This window comes from Sphingobacterium griseoflavum (genome assembly GCF_014653155.1).
Lineage (GTDB): Bacteria > Bacteroidota > Bacteroidia > Sphingobacteriales > Sphingobacteriaceae > Sphingobacterium > Sphingobacterium griseoflavum.
The window spans coordinates 26,983-52,581 of record NZ_BNAF01000012.1 but is presented as its reverse complement, the minus strand read 5'-3'; the positions used below and the strand labels follow the sequence as shown (position 1 = coordinate 52,581).

The following is a 25,599-nucleotide window of genomic DNA, read 5'->3' as shown; positions in this document are numbered from 1 at the left end:
TTACCTTCCGCGAGACATAAGTATAACGCTACGTTTATCTGCGTCGTATTCCGACTTTCGACATTTATTGGATGGACGTCGTTACCCTCCACGCGAGAGGAAAATGTCCATCCGCGAGGCAATTTCGCCTCCAAAGCCTAGGTCATTTCTTTTGTATGGCTGATGTGTAAGGTAGCGGTATACCAGAAAGGTTCCTGAACAGCCAGCTGCAAGTTGCTTAATCGAGCTTCGAATGTCGTTAGTCAATTCCCAAAATGTCAAATATAGATAAAAAAGATAAGGATGATTTGGTCAGTTGTTTTTAATATCGTAATATTGCGATTATATTCCAAAAAGATGGGCGTAACGAAAACAGATCTCTATCCGCAAAAACAGAATCAACTAGCTGTATGGCTCAAAGTATTGGCTCATCCAGCTAGGTTAGCGATCTTACAATACATTATCAATCAGAAAACTTGTATTTGCAACGATCTTGTTGACGAACTGGGATTGGCGCAAGCGACTATTTCGCAACATCTTAAGGAACTGAAGAGTATTGGTATCATTAAGGGTTCAATCGAAGGAAAATCAGTTTGCTATTGTATTGAGCAAGCCGTTTGGAAGGAGTTACAGAAGGAATTTAATTCATTTTTTAATCAGGATGTCCAAGTCAACGAATGTTGTTAGACTTTTTTTATTTATCATATCGTTATATAGCAATATATAGATTACAATTAAATAGCAGTTTATTTACCATGAAACTTTCAGAAATCAAAGGTATCCTGCCGGCATTGCAGGAAGTCGTTTTTAAGCTTGAGAATGGTACGGTTGTTCCCGAACATTTTCATGTAACCGAAGTGGGACAGATTACCAAGAATTTTGTAGACTGTGGTGGGGTGGTCCGCACGGCGCGTGTTGTGAATTTCCAACTATGGAATGCCGACGATTACGAGCATCGGCTTAAGCCAGCCAAGTTGCTGCATATTATACGGATGTCCGAGGAGAAGCTCGGGATCGAAGATGGGGAAATCGAAGTAGAATACCAGCAAGAAACCATCGGTAAGTACGAACTTGACTTTAAGGACGGGGTTTTTTTGCTCCGTAATATGAGCACGGCATGTCTTGCTCCGGACGCCTGCGGAATCCCTCTTGCCAAGGATGATATCGGCCTATCAACACTACCTGTGCAGCAAGCACCTTGTTGCGGCCCCAATTCAAACTGTAGTTAGATCTTTACCTCGAATTATGTACGCGACATTATTGACGACCATTAACCAGCTACGATGGGACAAAATGCAATCCGACGATCGTATGCAGACGCTGCAACCACTTATCGATTACGTGCAACGAAAAGCGAACGAAAGGGAGTCTATCGACCTCCATTTCATATGTACCCACAACTCGCGGCGAAGTCATCTCGCACAGGTATGGGCGCAGGTGGCCGCGGCCTATTTTCGCATACCCGATGTGCATTGCTATTCCGGCGGTACTGAGGAGACGGCGCTCTTTCCAATGGTCGCCAACACATTGTCGAATCAAGGTTTACTTGTGCTTAACATTGCAGAGGGAAGCAACCCCATATACGCTATTAAGTATGCCGAAGATACGCTCCCCATAATCGGCTTTTCCAAAAGCTATGATCATGCCTTTAATCCTTCTTCTGGTTTTGCGGCGGTCATGACCTGCTCGCAGGCGGATGCCGGTTGTCCGTTTGTTGGAGGTGCGGAGAAGAGAATTCCTGTGACGTTCGAGGATCCTAAGATATCGGATGGCACGCAAGAGCAAGCAAATGTCTACGCTATGCGTAGTTTGGAGATCGCTCGCGAGATGCTATATGTTTTTTCAAAAATCAAAAGTAGATGATGCAAACTCGATTAAAACTTTTGGATAGGCTGCTTACGCTCTGGATATTTCTCGCCATGCTCGTCGGCATATGCATTGGCTACTTTTATCCAGCATTTTCCGAGCTGATTGGTGCATTGCGCTTAGGGACGACAAACATACCCTTGGCAGCTGGGCTTATCTTGATGATGTATCCGCCCTTAGCCAAGGTAGATTATACACTGCTGCCCATCGCCCTACGGGATGGGAAAGTTGTAGGTATTTCATTGCTGCTAAACTGGGTTGTTGGGCCACTCCTGATGTTTGTGCTTGCTGTTCTATTTTTGGGCGATAAGCCAGATTATATGGTTGGCTTAATTTTGATCGGATTGGCGCGATGCATTGCGATGGTCATTGTGTGGAATGATCTCGCAAAGGGAAGTCGCGAATATGCCGCATTGCTTGTTGCACTAAACAGTATCTTCCAGATTTTTTCCTACAGCTTTCTCGTGTGGCTATTTATCAATGTACTGCCCGCCCACTTCGGCCTTGCAAATTTGTCGGTAAGCGTATCCATGGTCGAGGTCACGCAAAGTGTGTTGATCTATCTAGGCATCCCTTTCATGGCAGGGTTTTTCAGCCGGCTTTACCTGATCAAAACCAAGGGAGTCGATTGGTTCAATCGGAAGTTTATTTCGCGTATCTCGCCACTTACCCTTTACGCACTGCTTTTCACAATTGTCCTCATGTTTAGTCTTAAGGGGGATAGCATAATGGCATTGCCATTAGATGTTTTGCGTGTTGCGATACCGCTGGTCATCTATTTCGTATCCATGTTTTTCGTAAGCTTTTTTCTCAATAAAATGCTCCACATACCTTACGAAAAAAATGCATCCATAGCCTTTACCGCTACGGGTAATAATTTCGAATTGGCAATCGCCGTTGCGATCGCTATCTTTGGAATAGACTCGCCACAGGCCTTTGTTGGGGTGATTGGACCGTTGATCGAGGTTCCAGTACTTATTCTCCTGGTGAAAGTCAGTATTTGGCTTCGGCAGCGATATGCAGGGGGCATATCGTAGCATGAATGCGAAAGCAGTATAATGGAAACGTTGGCGCACGGTACCGATTGGCGTGCGTGGTATACGACTTACTACTTATTGTTCGGCAAAATTTTTAAGCCTTTTTCTGTAGTTTGTGGGGTTTTCGCCGGTTAGTTTTTTGAAAAGACGATTAAAATAAAAAACGTTTTCAAAGCCTAGTTTGAAAGCGAGCTGCTGCACGCTATAGTCGCCTACCAATAGCATGAGCTGTGCTTTCTCAATTTTTTTACGGTTGATGTATTTTCTGGGCGTACAGTTGATTTGCTTCTTAAAGGATCGAATAAGATGGTCTTTCGTCAAAAAGGATATTTCAGCTAGTTTGGAGATGGGTATCGCGGTGTCAATATGTGCGTGAATGTAGTCTAGAACTCGAGCCATCCTTTCATCTACGTCAGGAGATTTCTCTTTTGCAAGGGAGAAGAAGCGAGAAAGAATTTGTTGGATGACCGCTCGGCTTTCTAGTTCCAGCGCAAAAGGCATACTCCCTTGCAGCGCAATATTCCTGATAAGCTCTTCAGAATTGTCGTAGTCGTTCGGGTCGTAATAGGATAGTTCACGTCCGGGATTAATTTGGTGTAGCCGTTTTATCAAATCAAATGCAAGCTGGTCGCCTTTAATTTCTATGGGAAACTCCAATGAGTCAAAAATACTGGATGATTTATCCGGGCTTTCGTAGATATGTAGATAAAAAAGGTCAAGTTTTTCGTTGCATTCGTATCCGTGGGGGGTGTAAGCCGGCGTTAGATATAGATGACCGGCCTTTAATGCGATCTTCTCGCCGTTCCGAATGATGTTGGCGGAACCCTTCGTTACCAAGTGAATTCGAGTAAATGGACTGTTGATGTTTTTCCAATTCCAGTCCGCGTGATGTTCCGCATAACCGATGTTCAACAAGATAAAATCTAACGCGTGTCGCTCTCTTTTCATGTGTCTTTCCAAATTAGTATCGCAATTTCAATTTAGCTTTTTCCACGACGGTTTAAAATGGATAGGTGCATTGTCTCGGCAAAGTTACTTATCTTTTGTCGCTATCCGATTGCTTTTGAATGTATCATATCGTTATATGCCTTATGTAAGTACGGTAAGAAGTCGATAAAGTGCAATATTTCATCGATAACGTAGCCGTTGTTTTCGCGGGAGCATCTTAACTTTGTATAAGCGATAATAACCCATTTGTAAACCGGAGAAATGTGGCTAGCTTACCAACTTAGGAAGCTAACGCTATTGGTCGGAAGGATAAAGCAAAAGAATTTTATGAATAGGAGAACAGTTATTAAGATGCTGGGAGCAGCTATTCCAGCGCTTTACCTCAGCAAATTTTCCCATGGGCAAGCGGTAAATTGGGCAAAAGTTCCGTTCCGTCCCGATTGGGCATCTTTGGAAAGCTATCAAGTTCCGGATTGGTTTCGAGATGCAAAGTTCGGTATCTGGGCCCACTGGGGCCCGCAGTGTCAGCCGGAACGCGGCGACTGGTATGCGAGGGGCATGTATGAAGAAGGGTCTGACCAGTATACATATCATCTAGAAAGATACGGGCACCCATCAACTTTCGGTTTCAAGGATGTGATCAATGAATGGAAAGCAGAACAATGGGATGCAGAAAATCTAATGGAACTGTACGCCCGTACCGGTGCGCAATATTTTATGGCCTTAGCCAATCACCACGATAACCTGGATCTTTACAATAGCAGCCATCACGAATGGAACAGCACGAAAGTAGGTCCCAAGAAAGATATCATCGGCGGATGGGAAAAAGCAGCAAGGAAGAAGGGCATGCGATTTGGTGTAAGTGTGCACGCGGCACATGCGTGGACTTGGTATGAGACTGCCCAACGATCTGATAAGAAAGGGCCGTTAAAAGGAGTGCCGTATGATGGCAAACTGAACAAATCGGATGGTAGCGGCGCATGGTGGCAAGGATTGGATCCGCAGGAGCTCTACGCTCAGAACCATCCGCTAAGCAAAGGTAGCGAGGAAGGACATACCATCCATGGGCAATGGCACTGGGACATTGATTCGGGCGTAAATGTGCCCACGAAAGCATATTGCGAAAACTTTAAAGACCGTACGATTGAGCTGATAGATAACTATCGTCCCGATGTGGTATATTTTGATGACACAGCGCTCCCGCTTTGGCCTATAAGTGACGTAGGATTACAAATTGCTGCCCATTATTATAACCAGAATAAAAAATGGAACAACGGCAAACTGCAGGCTGTAATCAACGGGAAAATCCTCAATGAACAGCAACGTAAATGTATGGTCTGGGATATCGAACGGGGACAAAGCAACAAAATTGAACCGGAACCGTGGCAAACGTGTACTTGTATAGGTGCCTGGCACTACGATCGAAGGATATATGACTCCGGACACTACAAATCTGCGAAGACGGTCGTTCACATGTTGATTGATGTCGTCAGCAAAAATGGGAATCTTCTCTTAAGCGTGCCGCTTCGTGGCGACGGTTCTTTAGATAATAAAGCACGTCATGTAGTTGAGGGTATTGCAGCATGGATGGAGGTTAATGCGGAGGCCATTATCGGAACTAGGCCCTGGCATGTTTTTGGGGAAGGTCCGGCGCAAGCCGAAGCGCCAGAGCTGCATGCACAGGGGTTTAACGAAGGCAAAGGCAAACCCTTCACGGCAGAGGATATGCGCTTTACGACAAAGGGAAAAGACCTGTTTGCAACAATAATGGGAATCCTTGAAACCGATACCGTTCGTATCAAATCACTTGGAAGGAAAAATGCCAAAGGAAAAAAAGTTAGCGAAGTAAACTTACTCGGGTATGCGGGGCGCTTGCGTTTTGTCCAGCATGATGACTTTTTGGAGGTTACGCTACCAAAGGATGCGGAGAAAAATGAGATCGCTTCGGTCTTGAAAATATCGTAGGTAGATTGCCTGGGTAGCGTTGGCCACTATGGTCCGATACGGCTGCTGCTGTATCGGACTTATAAGCCCCCCTCCATGCCCTAAAATTAACATGTATGCCTTTGCTGGCCACACACGAGATAATTTTAATCGTAAGGAGACCTTTGCTTGGTATCCAGCGGTAAAATAAAGCTAAAGGTCGCACCTTGATCGGGTTCGCTGTCTACCCAAATGGACCCGCCATGTTGCTTAATTACGGTCTCCGTGAGATATAAGCCTATTCCCATACCGGGAAACTTTTCTTGCGTGTGTGAAGCCCGGTAAAAACGCTCAAATATCTTTTCCTGATCGGATACGTGAATACCTATACCATGGTCTTTTACCGAAACCTTGATGTGGTTCTTTATATTGGCAAGATTTACCTCCACCGGCTTGTGTGCAGGAGAAAATTTAATCGCATTGTTTAATAGATTGACAAAAGCTTGCGAGAGCTGTACCTCATCGCCGTCCAGCTCAATCGATGTTGAACCGTGTACCGTCACCAGCGGTATCGCACATTCGTTGTTGATACGATCCACAGCCTCTAATATCATGTTGTCGAAATTAAATATGGCGTTATATACTTGCAATTTCCCCGAATCTATTTTCGAAACGTCTAAAAGCTCATCGATTAGCTGCTCCAATCGTTTTACCTGACCTGCGGATTTATCCAAGATATTGCCCATTTGTTGGTAACTCGGCACCAGCATCTTGCTCATCAATTGTATATATCCTTTGATGACGGTTAATGGCGTCTTAAGTTCGTGGCTAGCCATCTTCAGGAAATCCTCTTTGCGCTTCTCAAAAATCTTACTTTCCGTTATATCATCAATAACGATCAATAGACGATCTTTAAATAGCCCTTCCATTTGTACGCGACTCGCATTGAATTTGAGCGTTCTTTCGCCTATATACGGAAATTTATGCTGTATCGTTAAATCCTTTATTCTATCTTCCGTGACCAGCAGATTGCTGATCGCCTCGCGGAGCACGGGCAGCTTGCTGAACGTAGCGATATCAAATAGATATTTATCCAAAACTTCAGATTCCGTTAGTTTGAAGGTTTGCAAGAAAGAATCGTTAACATTCACGATTCTTGCATGATGGTCTGTAACGATCATGCTTTCCCCGATGGTTTCTACAATAGTCTTGAAATAGTTTTCACTGATGAGTAGATTTTCTGCACGGCGTGCGATCTCGCGCTCGGCAGCCATAGATTCCATTGTAACCCGCTCTTCCTGATCTTTTCGCGCGGTTATATCATTTTGGACGCCGATAAAATGCGTAATTGTTCCTGATTTGTTGCGAATGGGAGAGATGTGCAGTTCATTCCAAAAATGCCGACCATCTTTGGTGTAGTTTTTTATTTCTACTGACGCTTCGCGGCCAAGACGCATGGCGGCCCGCAATGTGGATCGTCCTTCCTGCTGCCTATCTTTTCCCTGCAGAAAGCGACAGTTACGCCCAATCACTTCCGTTGCACTGTATCCGGTCATTTTTTCGAAAGCCTTATTGAGGTAGATAATTGGATTATCCGACAACCGTGCATCAGTGATCACGACGCCCGACGCGCAGGTATCCAGTGCGGCATAGACGAAGGCCATCATGTCTGTACTTGTATTATCCAACGTATTGCTCTTTTCTCTCTCGGGCGATAATGACATATAACTAGCGGTAACTGTCTAGATAACTCTATTATTAACACCATAATAACTGTGAAGTCGAATAATGGTTCAACCAAAATTCCTAATTTTTCTAAATAAACGGGATCGACTAGCTGCGTCGGCTGATTACCCATACGATGTCACAGGTTCTGCCTCTTGAAAAAATGCAGCTTACTACTTTCTTAATACTAGCAGGAGATGGTCAATTGAACGATATCGCATAATGTTTAGTAATGCTTTTTATTGGAAATAATATGTAGATTTGCAGCGTTCCATATCGACTAAAACAAGCAGGTATTCTCAGGAAGAATTGCGGTGGATAACAGTCTTTTGGGTGTGTGTTAGGGAAAACGTTTTTTAATGGAAAAAGTTATCGGCATGGCTTTAACGAATAATTTCGATAAAGAAGTAAATCCAGAGGAATGGTGCAGTAAGGAGCCTATTCACATTCCTGGCGGTATACAAGCGCATGGCTTGTTGATTGCTATTGACAACCAGGGAATTGTATGCTATGTAAGCGATAATTTAATTGAGGCGTCGAAGGTACCAGCGGATGCAATCATTGGGCATAGTGTTCGGTTGCTCAATGAGTTTTTTGGAAAACAGAAGGACAGTAATTTTATACTGGATCTTATTGATTTGGCCAATCAGAACGAGATTTTCAGGCCTGTCAATCCCTATGCCATTCGTATAGAGCACACCCCATACAACTTAATCATCAGTAAAAGTGACACGCATTACCTATTGGATATCGAACCGGAATATTCAAGTCTATTTGAGGATCCGCAAAATACAGTCGGCGCAGGACTTTCACAAATGCTTGCCGATCGGGAGCTTGGAACGATCCTAAGAAATGCGGTTATACAGGTTCGTAAAATTATAGGCTACGACCGGGTAATGATCTATAAGTTCCATCCCGACGGACACGGTGAGGTGATCGCTGAAGATTACGAACTTGCACTCGAATCATGGCTGGGTCTTCATTATCCGGCGGCAGACATCCCCTCACAGGCAAGAGCGTTATACAAAGCTAACCCTACACGCCTAATCGCCGACGTAGATCAACCGCCCGCAAGCTTGCTGGCTAACATCGATAAGCCATTGGATTTAACCAACAGCTCTTTACGCGCGGTATCGCCCATGCATATACGTTACCTGAAGAATATGGGCGTATCGTCCAGTTTCAGTGTCTCTATTGTGGTGGACGATATCTTGTGGGGTTTGATTGCCTGCCATAACTATTCGCCCAGATTTATCAATTATAAACAGCGAGAAACGGCCAAGCTAGTAGGCCAGGTGTTGAGTTCGTGTATTGGTATGCGCGACCAAGAGCTTGCGCAAAAAGAACGGATCAAGTTACAAGGCATCATCATTGATGTTACACGAAGTTTGATAGATAACGAAAGGATTGTATCGCTGGTGGAGCAATGCGGATCGCAAATATTGAAAGCGTTTCGTGCATCAGGTTTTGTTTTGTTCTTTGAAGGCGCTGTTTATAGCGTGGGAGATGTGCCTAGCGACGATCAGATCGAGCAAATAGCCCATCAATTTGTGGTGATGGAGGATCAGCATTGCCTACGGAGTTACAGCACGGAATTAGACTTGGAAGCAATAAAACTCGATAGCAGTCGTTTTGCGGGCCTGCTGTCCTGCCGACTGACGCATGGGATAAAGGATTGCCTTATCCTGTTCAGGCCGGAGCGGGCGTCTACAGTAACTTGGGCAGGCGACCCCACCAAATTGGTGTCTATGGATGCGTCCGGAAAACCTTTTATCTCGCCGCGAAACTCGTTCGAACAGTGGGTTGAGGAATGTCGCGGACAGTCTGATGATTGGACAGAGGTAGAAGTGGAAGTTTTTGTGAAGATCAAGGATGAACTGAATTTCGCGATTGCCCGGAAAATCGATGAACTGCGCCTGCTGAACGACAAATTGCGCGATGCGTATGCGGAGCTTGACTCGTTTACCTACACGATCTCGCATGATCTAAAAACACCGCTTACGGCGATAAAGGCTTACGCGGAGCTTATACAACGCAAGTCTTCGGAGCCTATCATACTCGATATGGCTGATAAGATCAAAGGTAGCGCGTCCCGGCTCAATCAAATGGTGCAGACCGTACTCGAGTATTCTAAAGTTGGGCAGCGTTTCGTCAATAAACAGCGCGTCAATATGAAGTCGCTGATCAATGAAATCAAAGACCATTTGCTCATCAGCAGAGCAAATGATCAACTACAACTGGAAGTTTTAAAAACACCCGATTTGGAGGGGGATCCCATATTGCTTTTTCAGGTTTTTTTGAATGTTATCGAAAACGCTGTCAAATATTCGCACAAGCAGGCATTGCCAAAAGTAGTGATTGACGGAAGCTCAATGTATCAAGAGACGGTCTATCGCATATCGGATAACGGTGTGGGGATCAGCGATGAGCAACAGAACGCAATTTTCGATCTTTTCAGTAGGGTAGGTGATACTACGGAGTTTGAAGGAACAGGGGTCGGTCTAGCGACCGTTCGGAAGATTATGAATAGGCACGGTGCGCAGATAAGCGTTGAAAGCAACATAGGAGCAGGTAGCACATTCATATTGCGTTTTCCAAACAGTGTAGGCGCCTAGATCTATTTAAAGATGTATGGTATGGATGCCGTGTAGCTTTGTCTTCACGGCTTTTTTTACGTTTAGACCATAATGAGACATGCCTTCAACAGTAAAAAAAGGCAGGGCTGATGACAAGTCGTTTGTGCTTAAACGTCCACTCTTCCCCCAAAAATTTAGTCTTCCCCATCCCTTACAGAAAAATCTTTTTTTCAAATGGTAAACAAACCTTCCCTTTAAACGGTTAGAATAACAATTGTGGATTGCGGGTACGCAAACGCTTCACTTGTTATTAGAAAAATAAATGCCAAAGAATCTGAAGAATACATCTACTTATGAAGACCAGGGACTCTCGCCGCTGATTTACCAAGCATTGGATGCCAGTGTGTCGGGGGTTATTATTACCGATAATCGGCTACCGGATAATCCGATCATATACCACAACGCTGCATTTGAAAAGATAACAGGTTATAGCAAGCGCGAAATAATTGGACACAACTGTAGGTTTCTTCAAGGGGAAGACCGACAGCAGCCCGCGCGCGCGAAAATCAAGGAGGCTATCCAAAAGGGGCAGCACATTACGGTCGAAATACGTAATTACACCAAGCAAGGGGATCTGTTTTGGAATGAATTGTATATCTCACCAGTAAAAGATTCGGACGGACAGGTAACCCACTTTATCGGCGTGCAAAATGACATCACACGTCGCAAGCGCGTAGAAGAGAAATTGTTGATGGAAAAAGAGTCGGTCGAAAAGAAAGTGGAAGAACGTACCGAAAATCTTCGGAGCAGTCAAGAATATCTAAACAGCATTATCGAGACGATTCGTGAAGGACTTGTTGTGCTAGATCCCCATTTTAAAGTGCTCAAAGTCAACAAAGCATTTCTGAAACTTTTCAAAGTGAGCGAAACCGAGACCATCAACAAACTATTGTTCGACTTGGGAAACCGACAATGGGACATCGAAACACTGCGAGAGCTGTTGGTCAAAATTTTGCCAACAAACAATCCGGTATTGGATTATGTTGTTGAGCACGATTTTCCGCATATTGGGCCAAAGACCATGCTGCTAAATGCGCACCGTATTGAGTTGGAAGGTAAATACAAAGATCGGATATTACTGGCAATCGAAGATGTAACAGATCGGCGTGAAATTGAAAAGCGTAAAGATGACTTTTTGTCAATTGCCAGCCATGAGCTCAAAACGCCGCTGACGGCGATAAGAGGGTACGTACAGCTGTTAAAACGATTTATTTCCAAAGAGAATATCAAAGCACTAGACATTTTATCCAAATCTGATACACAAATTGAGCGACTGAATAATTTGATTGCGGAGCTATTGGATGTTTCCAAGATTAAAAGTGGGAAATTGGATATCCACCACAGTGCATTTGATTTTGATAAAATGGTTCGCGATACCATCGAGAGCGTGCAATTGACCAACAAAGAACATAAAATTGTGTTACGCGGAAGCACGGGGGTGATCTGCAACGGCGATGAAACCCATCTAAGCCAGGTCGTAGGAAATCTATTGACAAACGCCATTAAATATTCACCAGATCAAGCCCAGGTGAGCGTCGATCTGGCGAGGTTCGGTGATCAGGTGAAGGTTATGGTGAGCGACCAAGGCGTGGGAATCAGCGATAGTGATAAGAAAAGAATTTTTGAGAGGTTCTACCGCGTTAAAAACATACAGAAAAGATTTTCAGGGATGGGAATCGGTTTATATATCTGCCAGCAGATTGTCTTACAGCACGGAGGGACCATTTGGGTAGATAGTGAACTGGGGAAGGGCTCTACATTTAGTTTTACGATACCATACAAAAAATAACGCCATAGGATGAACAAAAGAATTTTAGTGTGTGACGACGATAAAGGGATCACAGACATGCTACAGATGGTTCTTGAGACCATCGACGTCGAAACATTTGTGGAAAACGATAGCGTACATGCCATGGCGAAGATCAAAGAACTGCTGCCGCAATTGTTTATCGTTGATCTATGGATGCCGGTGGTATCGGGCGACCAGCTGATTCGGCGGTTAAAAATGTCTGCCGATAGCAAAGATATATACGTGCTCTGCATATCTGCCAGTAGGGACGGTGAGGATATTGCCCGCGATGCCGGCGCAGATGCATTCCTCTCTAAACCCTTCGACATGGACGAGCTGCTCGACGCGGTTGAGAAAGGGATGAATCATGTGCATAGTGCATAAGTCAAGCGGCAATTTTACAGCCGGTTGCATGCAGGTAAGGACCCGATCAAAAAAAATATCCCGTCCTGAAACAAAAAGCATTGATCGTGAGTTCGTGATACACAAAGCCACTAACACGTATGCATAAACGCAAACCATATTACTATCAACAAAAAGATATCGATCTTTTGTTTGATAAAATGACGCAGTGCGCCAGTGGCGCATGTCGGCTCCTATACCAACTTCCAACAGGGGGCGGTAAAACATTTATTTTTTCAGAGATTGCGCGTCAGTATGCGGAGACAACATCGAAAACCGTCCTTATCCTTACGCATAGGGTAGAACTTTGTGGACAAACGCATAAAGCTTTGTCAAACTGTGGCTTGCATAGTAAAATTATCGATAGCTCGACAAAGCGGATACAGCGAAAAACGCCTTTCCGATGTTTTGTGGCGATGGTGGAGACGCTGAAACGGCGCATCAACGATGGCCTCTTCGATGTCAAGAATGTAGGATTGGTCATCGTCGATGAAGCGCATCATAACTCGTTCCGGAAGCTGTTGGGAAAATTCGAAAATGCCATCGTTATCGGTGTGACGGCCACACCGCTCTCTTCTGATGTAAACTTACCCTTAAATAAGTTTTATAAGGAATTGGTCGTGGGCGAGTCCATTGAAACATTGATCGAACAGGGCTATCTCGCGCGACCCAAAGTCCATGAGTATGACGTGGAACTCAATACGCTAAGAACCGGCGTAACGGGCGACTTCACCATAGGAACTTCCGATCTGTTATACGGCTCAGACGTGATGCTCGAGTTGCTCTTGCATGCTTACCGGTCGCATAGCGTCAAGAAGAAAACGCTTATTTTTAATAGCGGAATAATCACGTCGAAGAAGGTCGAGGCAACTTTCCGTGCGGCAGGTTTTCCCATCAAACATTTAGACAATAGAACGCCTGCCAAAGAGCGCGCGGAGATTCTCCAATGGTTTAAAAAGACGCGGGGTGCGATACTCACCTCGGTATCGCTGCTAACGGTGGGCTTTGACGAACCCACTATCCAATCCGTCATGCTCTATCGTGCTACAACGTCGATCACCTTATACCATCAAATGGTGGGGCGCGGTGCCAGACGTACCAAGAACAAAAAGACTTTTCAGGTCATCGATTTGGGAAACAATACGGATCGTTTCGGAAAGTGGGACAGTGCCATCGACTGGGAAAGTGTTTTTGCTAATCCTGAACGCTATATGGGACAACTCAAAGAATCAATAACAGAAATACGAGCCATTTCGCCAGAACTGAGGGCAAAATTCCCGCTAAGTCTTTCCATAGATTTCGATGTGTTTGCAGCCTACCAAAACGCATTGGACAGCGGCTTGAAAACCGCTACCGTGATGCGGGATTCCATTAGACAGCATGCGAAAATGTGCATGGAGAATGCGCAGACCGTAAGCGAAGCGCTCGAACTGGTCTCGATCTTGGACAAGCAAATAGATGGCCGTGTGAAAGAATATGTCAAATGTATCGGGAAGGTTACCCGTGCATACACGACTTGGTTGATGGCTAGTTATCGCGAACGCCTTATCAACCTTGTGACACGGTCTATGTCTATGCAAAATAAACTGGCAAAAGCGGTTTGAGTTCGTTCTAAAGTACAGTATTTACCAAATGCCATCATACAATATGAGTGCTTACAAGTTTAAAAAAGAAGATTTCGAGGAGTTAGAGGGTGTATTCGTGTTCGCCGTAGCGTCGGATCTTACAGGTTCTGTAGCCGTATATGAGCTCACTGACCCGGAAAATATCATCTATGAAGAGATCGCTATTATAGAAAGTACAATTTTGGCAGGTGTTTTAACCTTGCTGGCCAAGAGACCTTTTGACGGGCAGGCCGTGGTTACAAATGATGCCCTGATGGCCGACTTGTTCCACAGCGACACAGTCGAACAGAAAGACATCGTACGGATAAGCGAAGGCACGCCGGGACAGTAGGGGCCAAATAACTAATAATCAACCGCAATTTTACCAATGAGGCATTGGCTATAAAAAACGATCTGTTGCGAGCGAATAACATACTAAGAACTAAGCAAGCCGTCTACAAGTTTTTTCCATTGCGGATAGGATAACCCGAACATTGCGCCTATACCAATAATTGAATTTCGGGCATTCTCAAGAAATAAGTCACTTCCCGTATTGGGTTCCTCATTTCTTCCAAAATAGTTAGCATGCAAGGCCAGTTCGCGAACTTCAATTTCAATTGTCGAACTGGAAGTCGGTTTGAAAAAATGGGCTACTTCGTTTCGATTACGTTGTCCAGCTGGCGGTATACTGGGTTGTAGCGTTATTTGGGCGTACCGCTCGCTGGCTCGATCCGTTATTTGTACCACACGAACCCAGTCATATCCTTTTCCTACAATACTCCCCGGCCCGGGAATATCAATTTTCACGTAGTCGCCGACTTCAGGTCGACGTAAAACTGCTTGATCGAGATGATTCAATAATTCAAATGTCGCTGAGGACGTCTTGGTTATCTTATGCCAATCGTTTATTGCAAAAAGTCTTTCCTTCGCCCTATTGAAGGCGGCGACAACTTCTTCTTGCGTGCCGTACCGCTTTTGCGCTAATATATCAAGCTTTTTGCCTTTAACTTGACGTGGTATGTTTTTTCTCTCCATATGCAGCCTTTATAAGTAGAATGGTGAAAGGCAGTGAATAGTTTCATTGCGAGAGCTAGTTTTGTGATGTGGTTTGTAAATTTTACTAAACTTTATGGTTAAGCTAACAGATTTACCCTTCAATTCTCCGATAGGGAAGATGTAAGTATAAGGTATCGCTGCTTTTCGTACTCCATGTAAACCATTGTTATTTTTAATTTTTGCTTGGCAGCGGATTAAAAAGATAGAAGTACTACCTTTGCAGAGTAATTTAAATCTAAACCGTCGCTTACAATGATGTATGATAGCGAAAAAAAGCTGCTAGAAGAGTTTTCAGATGGCAGGGAGTCGGCTTTTCAGCATATATTTCATAGATATTATGCTAGGATATGCTATTTCGCCACACATTTCGTTTCAAATTCACAAGATGCTGAGGATATTGCCGAGGAAAGCTTCATAAAACTGTGGGGAGGTAGCCGATCTTTTGAGAACTTGACACACCTGAAGGCATCCCTTTATCAAATTGCCCGGCGCGTCGGTATTAACCACCAGCTTGCGGAAAATCGCCGGGCCGGCCGGGTAAATAGATATGTAGCGGAACAGGATGAATTCCAGCAAGGGCAGGATAACACAATTATATATAGTGAAACAATGGCGCAATTGCAGGTAGCACTGAATTTGTTGCCCGATAAAGCACAACAAATTATCCGGCTTACTTACTTAGACGGTAAGACGAATCAAGAAGTGGCGGATGAAATGGGTATCGCCCTACAGACAGTAAAAAACCAAAAATTGCGTGCGTTAGCGCTTTTGCGTAAACATCTTCATAAAGAATCGTTCCTTTTATTGCTGATGGGAGCGTTTGTCCTCGAGAAAATTTAATTTTTTTTAAAAAGTTTAGTACTTTTTGCATTCGGTGCTGTATACTCTAGTAGAAACTACATTTGATGGATAGGAAGGACGAGGAGCACTTAATTCATATTGCCTCATTGCTGGCGCGCAGCACCTGCAATGATTTAAGCCCTATGGAGCAAACCGAGCTTGCGCATTGGTTGAGCGATGCACCGGCCAACCAGCAGCTTTATGCGAAGGTAAGAAGCAAACAGCTCCAGCAAAAGGCTTTGGAGCATATCGCTACATTTGATAGTAACAACGCATATGATCGTGTAAAGGAGCAACTATCGTTTGCCGAAGATAACAGCCCTGTTTTAAGACGAAAGATTTGGTTTGGCGCAGCTGCAGCAGCATTGTTAATCTCTTGTTCTTTTGCAGCTTATCTATTTTTTGGTCGGCAGCAACATACAGATCTGGTCGCCGAAGCCAAAGATCAAGTGGCGACGTCCCAAAAGGCCACCATCGTACTAGCGGACGGTCGGACATTCACGTTGGATGGAGGCGAAAAACAAATTCGAATGTCGCAAGGTGCGCTGCGTGACGGAACAGGTAAATTGATTGCCGAAACGGGCAGCGCGTCATCTGCTAAGATCACCACGCCGAAAGGCGCGACCTGCGATATCCAGTTGTCCGATGGAAGTCTTGTAAAATTGAATGCAGCAAGTTCGTTGATCTATCCGCTGGATTTTCGGGCTGAACAGCGCGAGGTCACACTCGAAGGAGAAGGTTACTTCGAGGTTGCCAAACAAGAAGGAAAGCCATTTGTCGTGCATACAGCCCGACAACGCGTTGCGGTGTTGGGAACGCACTTTAATATCGCGGCCTATGCCGGAAATGAAGTAACATCGACAACCCTTTTAGAAGGATCGATCACCGTGGAGCCAGTAGATCGTCATGTTCAGGTTTTACTACGTCCCGGGGAACAAAGCGTACTAAATCTAGCGAACGTATTGACAAAGAAGAAAGTTGCTGTGGAACAGGAAGTCGCTTGGCTTTACGGACGATTCAACTTTGAAGGCAAGCATCTCCGGGAGGTCATGGACGAGGTTTCGAGGTGGTATGACATCACAGTGCGCTATGAAGGCCAAGTGCCGAATGTCGAGTTTTTTGGCGGAACCTTCAGAAGCAGCAAATTGAACACGATCCTGAAGTTGTTGGATAGCAACGACATCCGTTACAAATTAGAACGAGACAGTGTGCTGATCATTGGCGAGATGCCCATGCAGAAAGAGCCCATGCAGAAAGGAGGAACGACCGGAAAAAACTAACGAATAGATAACCGCTGTATGAGACTTTAGAAAAAAGTATGTACAAAAAAGCCCTGACAACCTACAGGCAACCGAAATGAATTGAATTGGATCGAGTCCAAAACTAACCTTAACAAAATTAATGAATATACGTTACTTTTCACGAGTGATCAAATTGCTTACGCTTTTCTACTTAGCTACACTTGCAGGGGATGGAAATGCTGCTTGGGCGCAAACTGTCAGCTTCTCGGGTAGACAGGTCAGCTTTGCCAAAGTATTAAACGCTGTTAAACAGCAAACCAATTACGAAATAATGGGTAGTAAGGAATTGCTTGACATGGCACAACCTGTAACCATCGAGTCGCAACGGATGCCACTTAAAAACTTCCTCGATAAAATTTTTGAAAGCCAATCCATAGGCTATGAAATTGCGGATAAGACCATTCTGTTGAAGCGGAGGGCTGCACCAAACATGAACGCCGGTGGAAAGGAAATCGCGAGTAACCAACAGGCCATACGCGGCACGGTCACGGGAATCGAGTCGCTTCCGCTACAGGGAGCTACCGTTGTCACGAAAGGCAAGACCATCGCTGTTGCCGATGAGAACGGCGAGTTCAACGCGGGTAATCTGCCAATAGGTACCATCATTTCAATTCGGATGTTGGGCTACCACACGGCCAACGTCACGATTCAGGAAGGACGTTATACCTATCAGGTACAGCTGGATCAAGAGGCGAATACCGTGGAGCAAGTTATCGTGACCGGTTATCAGGTTATAAAAAAAGACTCCTACACCGGGACGGCAATCACGAAGAGTGGCGAGGAACTGCGGCAAGTGAATCCGCAGAATATCCTGCAGGCCATGCAGGTCTTCGATCCGTCGTTCCGGATGCTGGATAATAACCTTGCAGGCGCAAACCCCAATACGCTGCCCAATATAACCGTACGCGGATCATCCTCTTTACCTACCGGAAACAACGAAGTGCTTCGGCGCGATAATATCACCAGTACAGTCAATATGCCAGCTTTCATCCTGGACGGCTATGAAGTTAGCGTGCAAAAGGTCTTGGATCTAGATATGTCCCGCGTGGAAAGCGTTACGTTGCTTAAAGATGCGGCCGCGACGGCTATCTATGGTTCTCGCGCCGCAAACGGCGTCATGGTGATTGTCACAAAAGCACCTAAGGATGGTCGTCTTCGACTGAGTTATACGCATGAAAGCAACGTAAATATGCCCGATCTGACGGTATATGATGTATTAAATGCCAGTGAAAAATTAGCCTATGAAAAATTGGCTGGTTTGTACGATGGCGTTACCCAACGGCAATCGCAGGACGTTTTGGATGAGCTGTATTACCAAAAACTGGCCAATGTATTGGGTGGGGTAGATACGTATTGGCTGTCACAACCGGTACGTACCGCCGTCGGGCAAAAGCATGGTCTGTTTGTCGAGGGCGGATCTGACGTTTTTCGATATGGTATAGATATGCGCTACCAAACGCGACCTGGTGTAATGAAGGGATCTGGCCGGAACCAGTATTCGGGAGGTGTTAATTTCAGCTACAATTTGAACAATAAGTTCCGTTTTCAAAACGAACTCGCCGTGACGGTTGTCGAAGGTGCAGAGTCTCCTTATGGCAGTTTTGCTACCTATGTCCGGATGAATCCCTATTACCGTATGAGCGATGACAACGGCAATATCGTGCAAGAGGCCGATCGTTGGACGCGGGTCGCCAATTCCGGCACAGCACAGGTTGAATACGTATTGAATCCACTTTATAATGCCACGTTAAATAGCTTCAATAAGCTCGGCTATACGGAAATCGTTGATAACCTTTCCGGTGATTTTGACTTGGGTGCGGGCCTGCGCTTGCGGGGTCAGGTGAGTTTACTAAAACGAATGAACAGTGTCGATGATTACCGATCGCCATTGGCCAACGAGTTTTTCTTTTATGAAACATCACGGACGGACGAGAAAGGTAGCTATAGAAGTTACACCAACAATGAACTCTATTGGGATGCGAATGTACGCCTCAACTGGATGCGCAGTTTCAACCAACATATCGTGAACTTGGTGGCAGGAACCAACATACGCACCGAGCGCGCCGATGAGAAAGAGTTTGTTGCAATAGGATTTCCCAATGACCGCTTCACCAGCGTGGGCTTTGCGAAAGGATATGCCGAAAACGGTCGGCCGTACAGCAGCCTGAATGCCTCCCGGTTGTTCGGTGCGTTTCTAAGCTCTAATTATTCATTTGCAAATAAATATTTGCTCGATGCGACGTTGCGCGCAGACGGTTCTTCCAAATTTGGAGCGAATAATCGTGTGGCACCATTTTGGTCGCTCGGTATAGGTTGGAATCTTCACCAAGAATCTTGGTTTGACCAGGATGCCATCAGCCAATTGCGTTTGCGTGCGACAACAGGGCTTACCGGCTCGGTACAATTTGCACCCTATATGTCTCGGACGACCTACAGTTATGATCAGTCAAACTGGTATTCTTCGGGTATCGGAGCAGGTGTGCGCAACTATGGTAACGACAATCTGACTTGGCAGAAAACACAAAGTACTGATTTTGGGTTAGACCTAGGCCTCTTTTCGGATCGCATCGTGCTCTCGCCGCGCTATTACCTGAAAGTGACCCGTGATATCCTCGCCGATATCAACCTAGCTCCTTCTACCGGATTTAATTCATACAAAGAAAATCTAGGTGACATGGAAAATAGGGGGATTGAATTGAATGCAAACTGGAAAGTCATTGAAAAAGCAGACTGGACGCTGAACCTAACGGCCAACCTTGTTCGCAACCAAAATAAAATCGTCCGTATATCCAATGCATTGAAGAGTTATAACGATCGTGTCGATGATGCGCAGCAGGAATCAAGTTTAATGGGGGTGCCGTTACTGCGGTATAACGAAGGACAATCCCTAGACGCTATTTATGCCGTTCCATCTTTGGGGATTGACCCCGAGAGTGGACGCGAGGTATTTTTGAAGCGTGACGGCAGTTTGTCCTATACTTGGGACGCGCGGGATATCGATGTCGTGGGCGTAGCGACGCCGAAGATGGAAGGCTTTTTTGGCGGAACCATTCGTTATCGCCAGTTTATGGCCGTAGCCTATTTCCAAACGAGGATTGGCGGTAAGATGTACAACCAAACATTGGTGGACCGGGTGGAAAATGCAGATCCGAGATATAATGTCGACCGCCGTGTATTGGAAGAAAAATGGCGCAATCCAGGTGACGTGACATTCTACAAAAGTATCCAAGACCTCGGGCAAACTCGGGTATCATCCCGCTTTATTATGAACGACAATCTTTTCGGTTTGCAGTCCCTGTTCCTTTCCTACGATGCAGGCAAGGAACTGCTGAAAAAAATGCATTTATCTAACCTGCGTATTGGGATTACTGCCAATGAATTATTTCGTTGGTCATCCATAAGACAGGAACGCGGAATTGATTATCCCTTCGCCCGTAGCGTGAGCCTAAGCCTGCAGACGGCACTATAAAATCGTTTAAGTGTGCAATGTTCTATATTAATTATGTGTAAAGTGAATAAAATAATTACATACGTTCTATTATTTATCGTATTCGGTTGTGTTTCCTGCGCGAAGTGGCTGGATATCCAGCCCGAAAGCGATATCGATAAATCCGTGCTCTTCTCAACCGAAGATGGATTCAAGGAAGCCTTGCTCGGGGTGTACACCCGCTGTGCCGCCTCCGATCTCTATGGCAAAGAGCTCAGTGTAGGGACGCTCGAGGTGTTGGCGCAGAACTACAGCATCGCGACCGCAGATGGCCTTCGCTATAACCAAACAAAATCTTTCCGCTATACCGATCCGAATTTTATCCAGCGGAAGGATAACGTGTGGAAAGGATTATACAACGGGATTGTTAACTGCAATCTGATTCTGCAGGAAATTGACGCGAACCAAAAACTTTTTAGCGGTGATAATTACAGGCTAATTAAAGGAGAGGCGCTAGCGCTTCGCGCCTATCTGCATTTCGATGCGCTCCGTCTTTTTGCACCTGCTTTTGGTGTGGCCGCTGGAGCCCCCGCCATACCCTATGTCACGACATATGGTAATCGCGTAACCGCGCTCAGTAATGTATCGCAAGTACTTGATGCCGTCATAGATGATTTAAATACCGCAAAGGCATTACTGGAAGATGATCCTATCCGCCAAGCTTCCTACCGTATTGGTTATCCTACAGTCACGGACACGCTGCAGAATACCGAACTGGGAAATTCGCAGCTTTTTTTGCAAAATCGAAGACATCGGCTTAACTATTATGCCATATGCGGTGTTCTGGCGCGCGTCTACCTGTACAAAGATGAAAAATCGCTGGCGCTCGAGGCTGCATTGTCGGTCATCAACGCCGGAAAATTCATGTGGACGAACGCTACCGATTTTTTGGCCGTGGATGACGATAAGAAAGACCGGATATTCTATAAAGAACTGCTATTCGGATGGTATGTTCCGGGGATGAACGTCGCCTATAATGTAGAGTGGTTTCAGCAAGGCGCTGGCGGCATGTATCTGGAACAGGAGGATACCAGAGCTATCTACGAAACGTCGACGGTGGGAGGCACGGATATGCGCTATACCCAGTGGTTCAACACGAGCAGTGTCGGTAGTGCATACATCTCCACTGTGCAGAAATATCGCAGAAATACGTTTAGCGACAGCTTTAATGCCAACCTCCACTATTTAATGGCGCCCGGCATCCGTTTGAGCGAACTCTATTATATTGCTGCGGAATGTACCTACGACACCAATCCTGCTCATGCGGCGGCGCTGATCGATGAGGTAAGAGAGCACCGTGGCATCGGACAGAAGATCCAGTTTGCAGATGCTGCTGCTTTCCGCCGCGAATTACTGAAGGAGTATCGCAAGGAGATGTATGGAGAGGGGCAATTGTTCTTCGCCTACAAAAGACTAAATACCGCGATAGTGGGGCTGCAAGGAACACTGATTCCAGCAAGCCAAAATATATTTAACTGGCCTTTGCCAGATGATGAAATTATGTACGGACAACGTTAACACCAAAGACCATGAAAGAAATCAATTACCTCGTAGCCGTATTAAGTATGTTGATGTACGTCTCTTGCAAAAATGCAGAGGAAGTGACTTACGATCGGCATGCGAACGTCTATTTCAACATGAGCGCTAATGAACGTGATAGTGTGGTATACACGTTCGCCTACGATATGACGAAGGCGACAGACACGATATTCATACCCGTGCAGATCGTTGGACATCGGGTGCCATCTTTAAGGCATTACGCTGCCTACGTCGAGCTAGACTCCTCGTCTGCGGAACAGCATGTGCATTTCGATGCGCTGGAGGATGCTTATCCGCTGGCGGCAAATACAGGAACAGATAGCTTGCCGATCATCGTGCACAACCTAGCAGATTTGGAAGATCGTAGCGTATCCCTGATTGTGAAACTGATGGCCAGTGCGGATTTTGGTATAGAGAACCCTCGATTGATCCGCGCGAAGATTGTGCTATCCGCGCGTTTGGAGCAGCCACTTTGGTGGAGCATGTGGCTGGGCGGCTATTCCCGGGTTAAACATCAATTATTCCTATTGGTCACCGAGCAGCGCACATTGACCATGGAGGGGTTGGATGCACCTAAAAACCTGTATTACGCAAATTTGTTGAACATGATGCTCAATGATCCATTCAAATGGGTCGCAGACAACCTTGATAAAGGATATGTGCTCCATACCACAGACAATGGTGCGAGCTACGCATTCTACCATAATGAAAATCCCAATCGCGCCCTACTGCTCCGAAAGAATGTGAGTGCCGATAAATATTATTTTATCGACGAAGATGGAAGGGAGGTGCGCTAAGATGATGACCAACAGTATGAAAAACAAGAAAATTAAATTAGTATGCGCTTTGGCAACGCTCCTATGGATTGCCGTAAGTTGCTATAAGGATCAGGGGAATTATGACATTACGATGCCGACAACGCCAGTTGTACATGGTCTCGACACGCTGTATAATGCGTTGGTAGGCGACAGCCTAATCATTGAGCCCATGATAGAGGGCTTGCCGAAGGAACAATTGCTGTATGAGTGGCGCATTTACGTGCCTGAGGCGGTTCGTCCCGAGTTGAACAGCTATCAAGGTGCTGCTTTACGGATTGTCTTTGGCCTGCAAGCTAAACGTTACACCGCAAGGCTAACCTTGACCAATACCGAAAATGGAATGAAATATTTTTATAAATTCCACATTCAGGGTAATACTGCCTTTTCGAAGGGATCGCTTGTGCTCAGCGAGGATGACGGTGTGACCAAATTATCTTTTATTAAACCAGATAGCACCATCCAGCCTAATATTTATGAAAGCATCAATAGAGAAATATTGCCCGTAGGACCTAGGCATATCCACTATCTGCGAAACCAATTTACAGGAAATACGCCTTTGGGGTATTGGGTGATTACGCAGAATGGGGGCGTCCGTCTGGATGTCAACAACCTCCAAAAAGAAGCCGTAAAACCAGGGACGTTGAAAGACAATTTCTTTCTAGCACCAACCACCTTGCAGGTTGGAAGCCTTCAGAGCCATCCGCAGGGTGTTCTTATGGGCGTGATCAATGGAAAGTTTTACGGGGGAACCACTACAACATGGGATCAATCCAACACCTATGGCATGTTCGGTACCTATGCAGATGGCGATTATACGCTTGCACCACAATTCGTGATGAGTGTGATCAACAACAATTTCAGCATCATAGCGTTCGAGAACAATAAGAAGCAATTTGTGCGCCTAAATATCTACGGCGCGCCTATGTATTTCGGAACCCAATACACGCCAGTAAGTAGCAGTATCTTTGACCCTACAAAATTGGATATGGAGCTGCTGCATATGGTCCAGATCAACAATTCGGATACCTATGCCTATATGAAATCAATCGATGGGGGGATATACGAGCTGAAATTCAACGTGAATTTTAATGGTCCCTTCACGTTTACGGCGGCGCATAAGCGGCTTTTTAAATACGCTGAATTCATAGATCAAGATACCAAGATGCTTTGCACCCGAAACGGAAACATTTATATCGCCCATCGCAACAGGCTATTTCGCTATAACCCTATCAGCGAACAGTTAACAGCATTGAACACAACATTTAATACGCCCATCTCCATGCTAAAGCTAGACGATGATGAGCAGACGCTGATCGTTGGCGCTGGAAGCAGTATTTATTATCTTGATATTCAGGTGGGTCGCGATGGTGATTTGCTGGGGCAAATACAAGGAATACCTGGAAAGCCCATAGATATGACTTGGCGAAAATAAGAACGAACTTTAGTAATACATATAACGATGAATATTTGTAAAACAATAGCAGTATTACTGCTGGCAGCGCCCGTCCAATTGATGGCGCAAGAGACGGGGTTTCAGATTCAAGGCAAAGCTCCGAAAGTCTTCGACGGAAAGAAAATCTATCTAGATTACAGCAAAGATGGTTTTTCCGTATCCGACTCGGCGACCATTGTGAATGGAAAGTTTGCTTTCCGTGGTTTGGTGGATGAGCCCAACTTTGCAAGGATGGTTTTCGATCCGGAGGGTAAAGGGAAAATGATGGTACAGAATAACGGCGATCGCCTTTATTATTATTTAGGAAACGAAAAATATGATTTTTTGATCAAAGACTCGCTGCGCACGGCCACGATCACGGGATCGCCTCTCCACACAGCCTACGCGGCCTATCTAAAAGAAATTGGTGGCGGGTTTATGGATATTATCGATGCGGCTAACAAGTCTTTTTCTGCAGTGGACGCGAAGGCCGCAGATGCCGAGCAGCAATATGCCGATATCAAGAAAAAGTATGATGAAAAATTTCAGGTTAGGCGAGACAAGGAGATAGCATTTGCACAAAACAATCCCAATTCCATGTTTTCGGTGGATGCGCTGGTCGATGCAGCAAATCAAAGAAAACTGAGTGAGATCGAACCTATATTCAATAAGCTTTCCAAAGAAGTACGACAGCTGAGCAGCGCTCGGCAGCTCGAAGCACGCATCGCGGCAGATAAAAGCATAAAGCTCGGCAATATGGCTCCTGAATTTGTGCAACCTGATACCGCAGGGCGCCCGGTCAGCCTTGCGGATTTTAAAGGTAAATATGTATTGATCGACTTTTGGGCCAGTTGGTGCGGGCCTTGCCGTGCAGAAAATCCCAATCTGCTTGAAGCTTACCAAAAGTACGAGAACAAAGGTTTGCATATCCTTGCGGTCTCTTTAGACGATGTAAAGGGTAGAAATGCTTGGCTTAAAGCAATCAAAGACGATGGTATGCCGTGGGTACATGTGGCCGACTTAAAAGGTTGGGCGAATGAAGCAGCTGTACTGTACGGTGTCCGGGCAGTACCCCAAAATTATCTTTTGGATCCAGAAGGTAAGATCATTGCGCTCAACCTGCGTGGCGAGAAATTACACGATGAGCTGGCAAAAGTGTTTGGCAACTAAGTAAACATAACAGCGTTTATAGAACGCGCAATTTCCTTTAAGGGTTG

Annotated in this window: 20 protein-coding genes; 17 read left to right on the top strand and 3 right to left on the bottom strand. The window is 45.3% G+C overall.

Going from position 1 to position 25,599, the window contains the following annotated elements:
• Nucleotides 1–336: 336 nt before the first annotated feature.
• From IE165_RS15215 to arsB, 4 genes are all read left to right on the top strand, one after another.
• A complete protein-coding gene (locus tag IE165_RS15215) occupies nt 337–666 on the top strand; it encodes an ArsR/SmtB family transcription factor (RefSeq protein ID WP_189627592.1) in 330 nt (109 codons plus the stop codon).
• A 68-nt stretch (nt 667–734) separates the two neighbouring features.
• Nucleotides 735–1,208 (top strand): DUF6428 family protein, encoded by a 474-nt coding sequence (locus IE165_RS15210; protein WP_189627504.1) that lies wholly within the window; start codon nt 735–737, stop codon nt 1,206–1,208.
• A 16-nt stretch (nt 1,209–1,224) separates the two neighbouring features.
• Complete coding sequence (locus IE165_RS15205) at nt 1,225–1,842, top strand: low molecular weight phosphatase family protein (RefSeq protein WP_189627503.1); 618 nt, start codon at nt 1,225–1,227, stop codon at nt 1,840–1,842.
• The gene (gene arsB, locus IE165_RS15200; RefSeq protein WP_189627591.1) at nt 1,842–2,882 is read left to right on the top strand and encodes an ACR3 family arsenite efflux transporter; all 1,041 of its coding nucleotides are present in this window, start codon (nt 1,842–1,844) and stop codon (nt 2,880–2,882) included. The genes IE165_RS15205 and arsB overlap by 1 nt, the downstream gene beginning before the upstream one ends.
• Before the next feature lie 75 nt (nt 2,883–2,957).
• Here the strand turns inward: arsB and IE165_RS15195 are convergent, their stop codons facing one another.
• Nucleotides 2,958–3,830 carry a helix-turn-helix domain-containing protein gene (locus IE165_RS15195; protein WP_189627502.1) on the bottom strand — a complete coding sequence of 291 codons (873 nt, stop codon included), beginning with the start codon at nt 3,828–3,830 and terminating at the stop codon, nt 2,958–2,960.
• A gap of 327 nt (nt 3,831–4,157) precedes the next feature.
• On the opposite strand from IE165_RS15195, the gene IE165_RS15190 reads away from it, so the two are divergent.
• Nucleotides 4,158–5,795, top strand: coding sequence for an alpha-L-fucosidase (locus IE165_RS15190; RefSeq protein ID WP_189627501.1), 1,638 nt, complete (start codon nt 4,158–4,160; stop codon nt 5,793–5,795).
• 125 nt (nt 5,796–5,920) lie between these two features.
• Here IE165_RS15190 and IE165_RS15185 read toward each other — a convergent pair whose 3' ends face one another.
• Nucleotides 5,921–7,477, bottom strand: coding sequence for a sensor histidine kinase (locus tag IE165_RS15185; RefSeq protein WP_189627500.1), 1,557 nt, complete (start codon nt 7,475–7,477; stop codon nt 5,921–5,923).
• Between the two features lie 360 nt (nt 7,478–7,837).
• On the opposite strand from IE165_RS15185, the gene IE165_RS15180 reads away from it, so the two are divergent.
• The 5 genes from IE165_RS15180 to IE165_RS15160 all read left to right on the top strand — a co-directional run bounded on the left by IE165_RS15180 (nt 7,838) and on the right by IE165_RS15160 (nt 14,261).
• Complete coding sequence (locus IE165_RS15180) at nt 7,838–10,093, top strand: ATP-binding protein (RefSeq protein WP_189627499.1); 2,256 nt, start codon at nt 7,838–7,840, stop codon at nt 10,091–10,093.
• 283 nt (nt 10,094–10,376) lie between these two features.
• Nucleotides 10,377–11,903 carry an ATP-binding protein gene (locus IE165_RS15175; RefSeq protein ID WP_189627498.1) on the top strand — a complete coding sequence of 509 codons (1,527 nt, stop codon included), beginning with the start codon at nt 10,377–10,379 and terminating at the stop codon, nt 11,901–11,903.
• Nucleotides 11,904–11,912: 9 nt separating this feature from the next.
• Nucleotides 11,913–12,287 carry a response regulator gene (locus tag IE165_RS15170; protein WP_189627497.1) on the top strand — a complete coding sequence of 125 codons (375 nt, stop codon included), beginning with the start codon at nt 11,913–11,915 and terminating at the stop codon, nt 12,285–12,287.
• 119 nt (nt 12,288–12,406) lie between these two features.
• Nucleotides 12,407–13,909 carry a DEAD/DEAH box helicase gene (locus IE165_RS15165; protein ID WP_189627496.1) on the top strand — a complete coding sequence of 501 codons (1,503 nt, stop codon included), beginning with the start codon at nt 12,407–12,409 and terminating at the stop codon, nt 13,907–13,909.
• A gap of 43 nt (nt 13,910–13,952) precedes the next feature.
• Entirely contained in the window at nt 13,953–14,261 is a 309-nt protein-coding gene (locus IE165_RS15160) for a hypothetical protein (protein ID WP_189627495.1), read from the top strand.
• Between the two features lie 83 nt (nt 14,262–14,344).
• Here the strand turns inward: IE165_RS15160 and IE165_RS15155 are convergent, their stop codons facing one another.
• Nucleotides 14,345–14,944 (bottom strand): hypothetical protein, encoded by a 600-nt coding sequence (locus IE165_RS15155; protein WP_189627494.1) that lies wholly within the window; start codon nt 14,942–14,944, stop codon nt 14,345–14,347.
• Between the two features lie 273 nt (nt 14,945–15,217).
• Between IE165_RS15155 and IE165_RS15150 the strand changes: the two genes are divergently transcribed.
• The 7 genes from IE165_RS15150 to IE165_RS15120 all read left to right on the top strand — a co-directional run bounded on the left by IE165_RS15150 (nt 15,218) and on the right by IE165_RS15120 (nt 25,552).
• Entirely contained in the window at nt 15,218–15,805 is a 588-nt protein-coding gene (locus tag IE165_RS15150; protein WP_189627493.1) for an RNA polymerase sigma factor, read from the top strand.
• Between the two features lie 65 nt (nt 15,806–15,870).
• Nucleotides 15,871–17,085: a FecR family protein gene (locus IE165_RS15145; protein WP_189627492.1), complete on the top strand. Its 1,215-nt coding sequence runs from the start codon at nt 15,871–15,873 to the stop codon at nt 17,083–17,085.
• A 121-nt stretch (nt 17,086–17,206) separates the two neighbouring features.
• Nucleotides 17,207–20,575, top strand: coding sequence for a SusC/RagA family TonB-linked outer membrane protein (locus IE165_RS15140; protein WP_229826582.1), 3,369 nt, complete (start codon nt 17,207–17,209; stop codon nt 20,573–20,575).
• 42 nt (nt 20,576–20,617) lie between these two features.
• Nucleotides 20,618–22,111: a RagB/SusD family nutrient uptake outer membrane protein gene (locus IE165_RS15135; RefSeq protein WP_229826581.1), complete on the top strand. Its 1,494-nt coding sequence runs from the start codon at nt 20,618–20,620 to the stop codon at nt 22,109–22,111.
• Nucleotides 22,112–22,122: 11 nt separating this feature from the next.
• A complete protein-coding gene (locus IE165_RS15130; RefSeq protein ID WP_189627490.1) occupies nt 22,123–22,929 on the top strand; it encodes a DUF4843 domain-containing protein in 807 nt (268 codons plus the stop codon).
• A 16-nt stretch (nt 22,930–22,945) separates the two neighbouring features.
• Nucleotides 22,946–24,382, top strand: coding sequence for a PKD-like family lipoprotein (locus IE165_RS15125; protein WP_189627489.1), 1,437 nt, complete (start codon nt 22,946–22,948; stop codon nt 24,380–24,382).
• Nucleotides 24,383–24,409: 27 nt separating this feature from the next.
• Entirely contained in the window at nt 24,410–25,552 is a 1,143-nt protein-coding gene (locus IE165_RS15120) for an AhpC/TSA family protein (RefSeq protein WP_189627488.1), read from the top strand.
• Nucleotides 25,553–25,599: the final 47 nt, after the last annotated feature.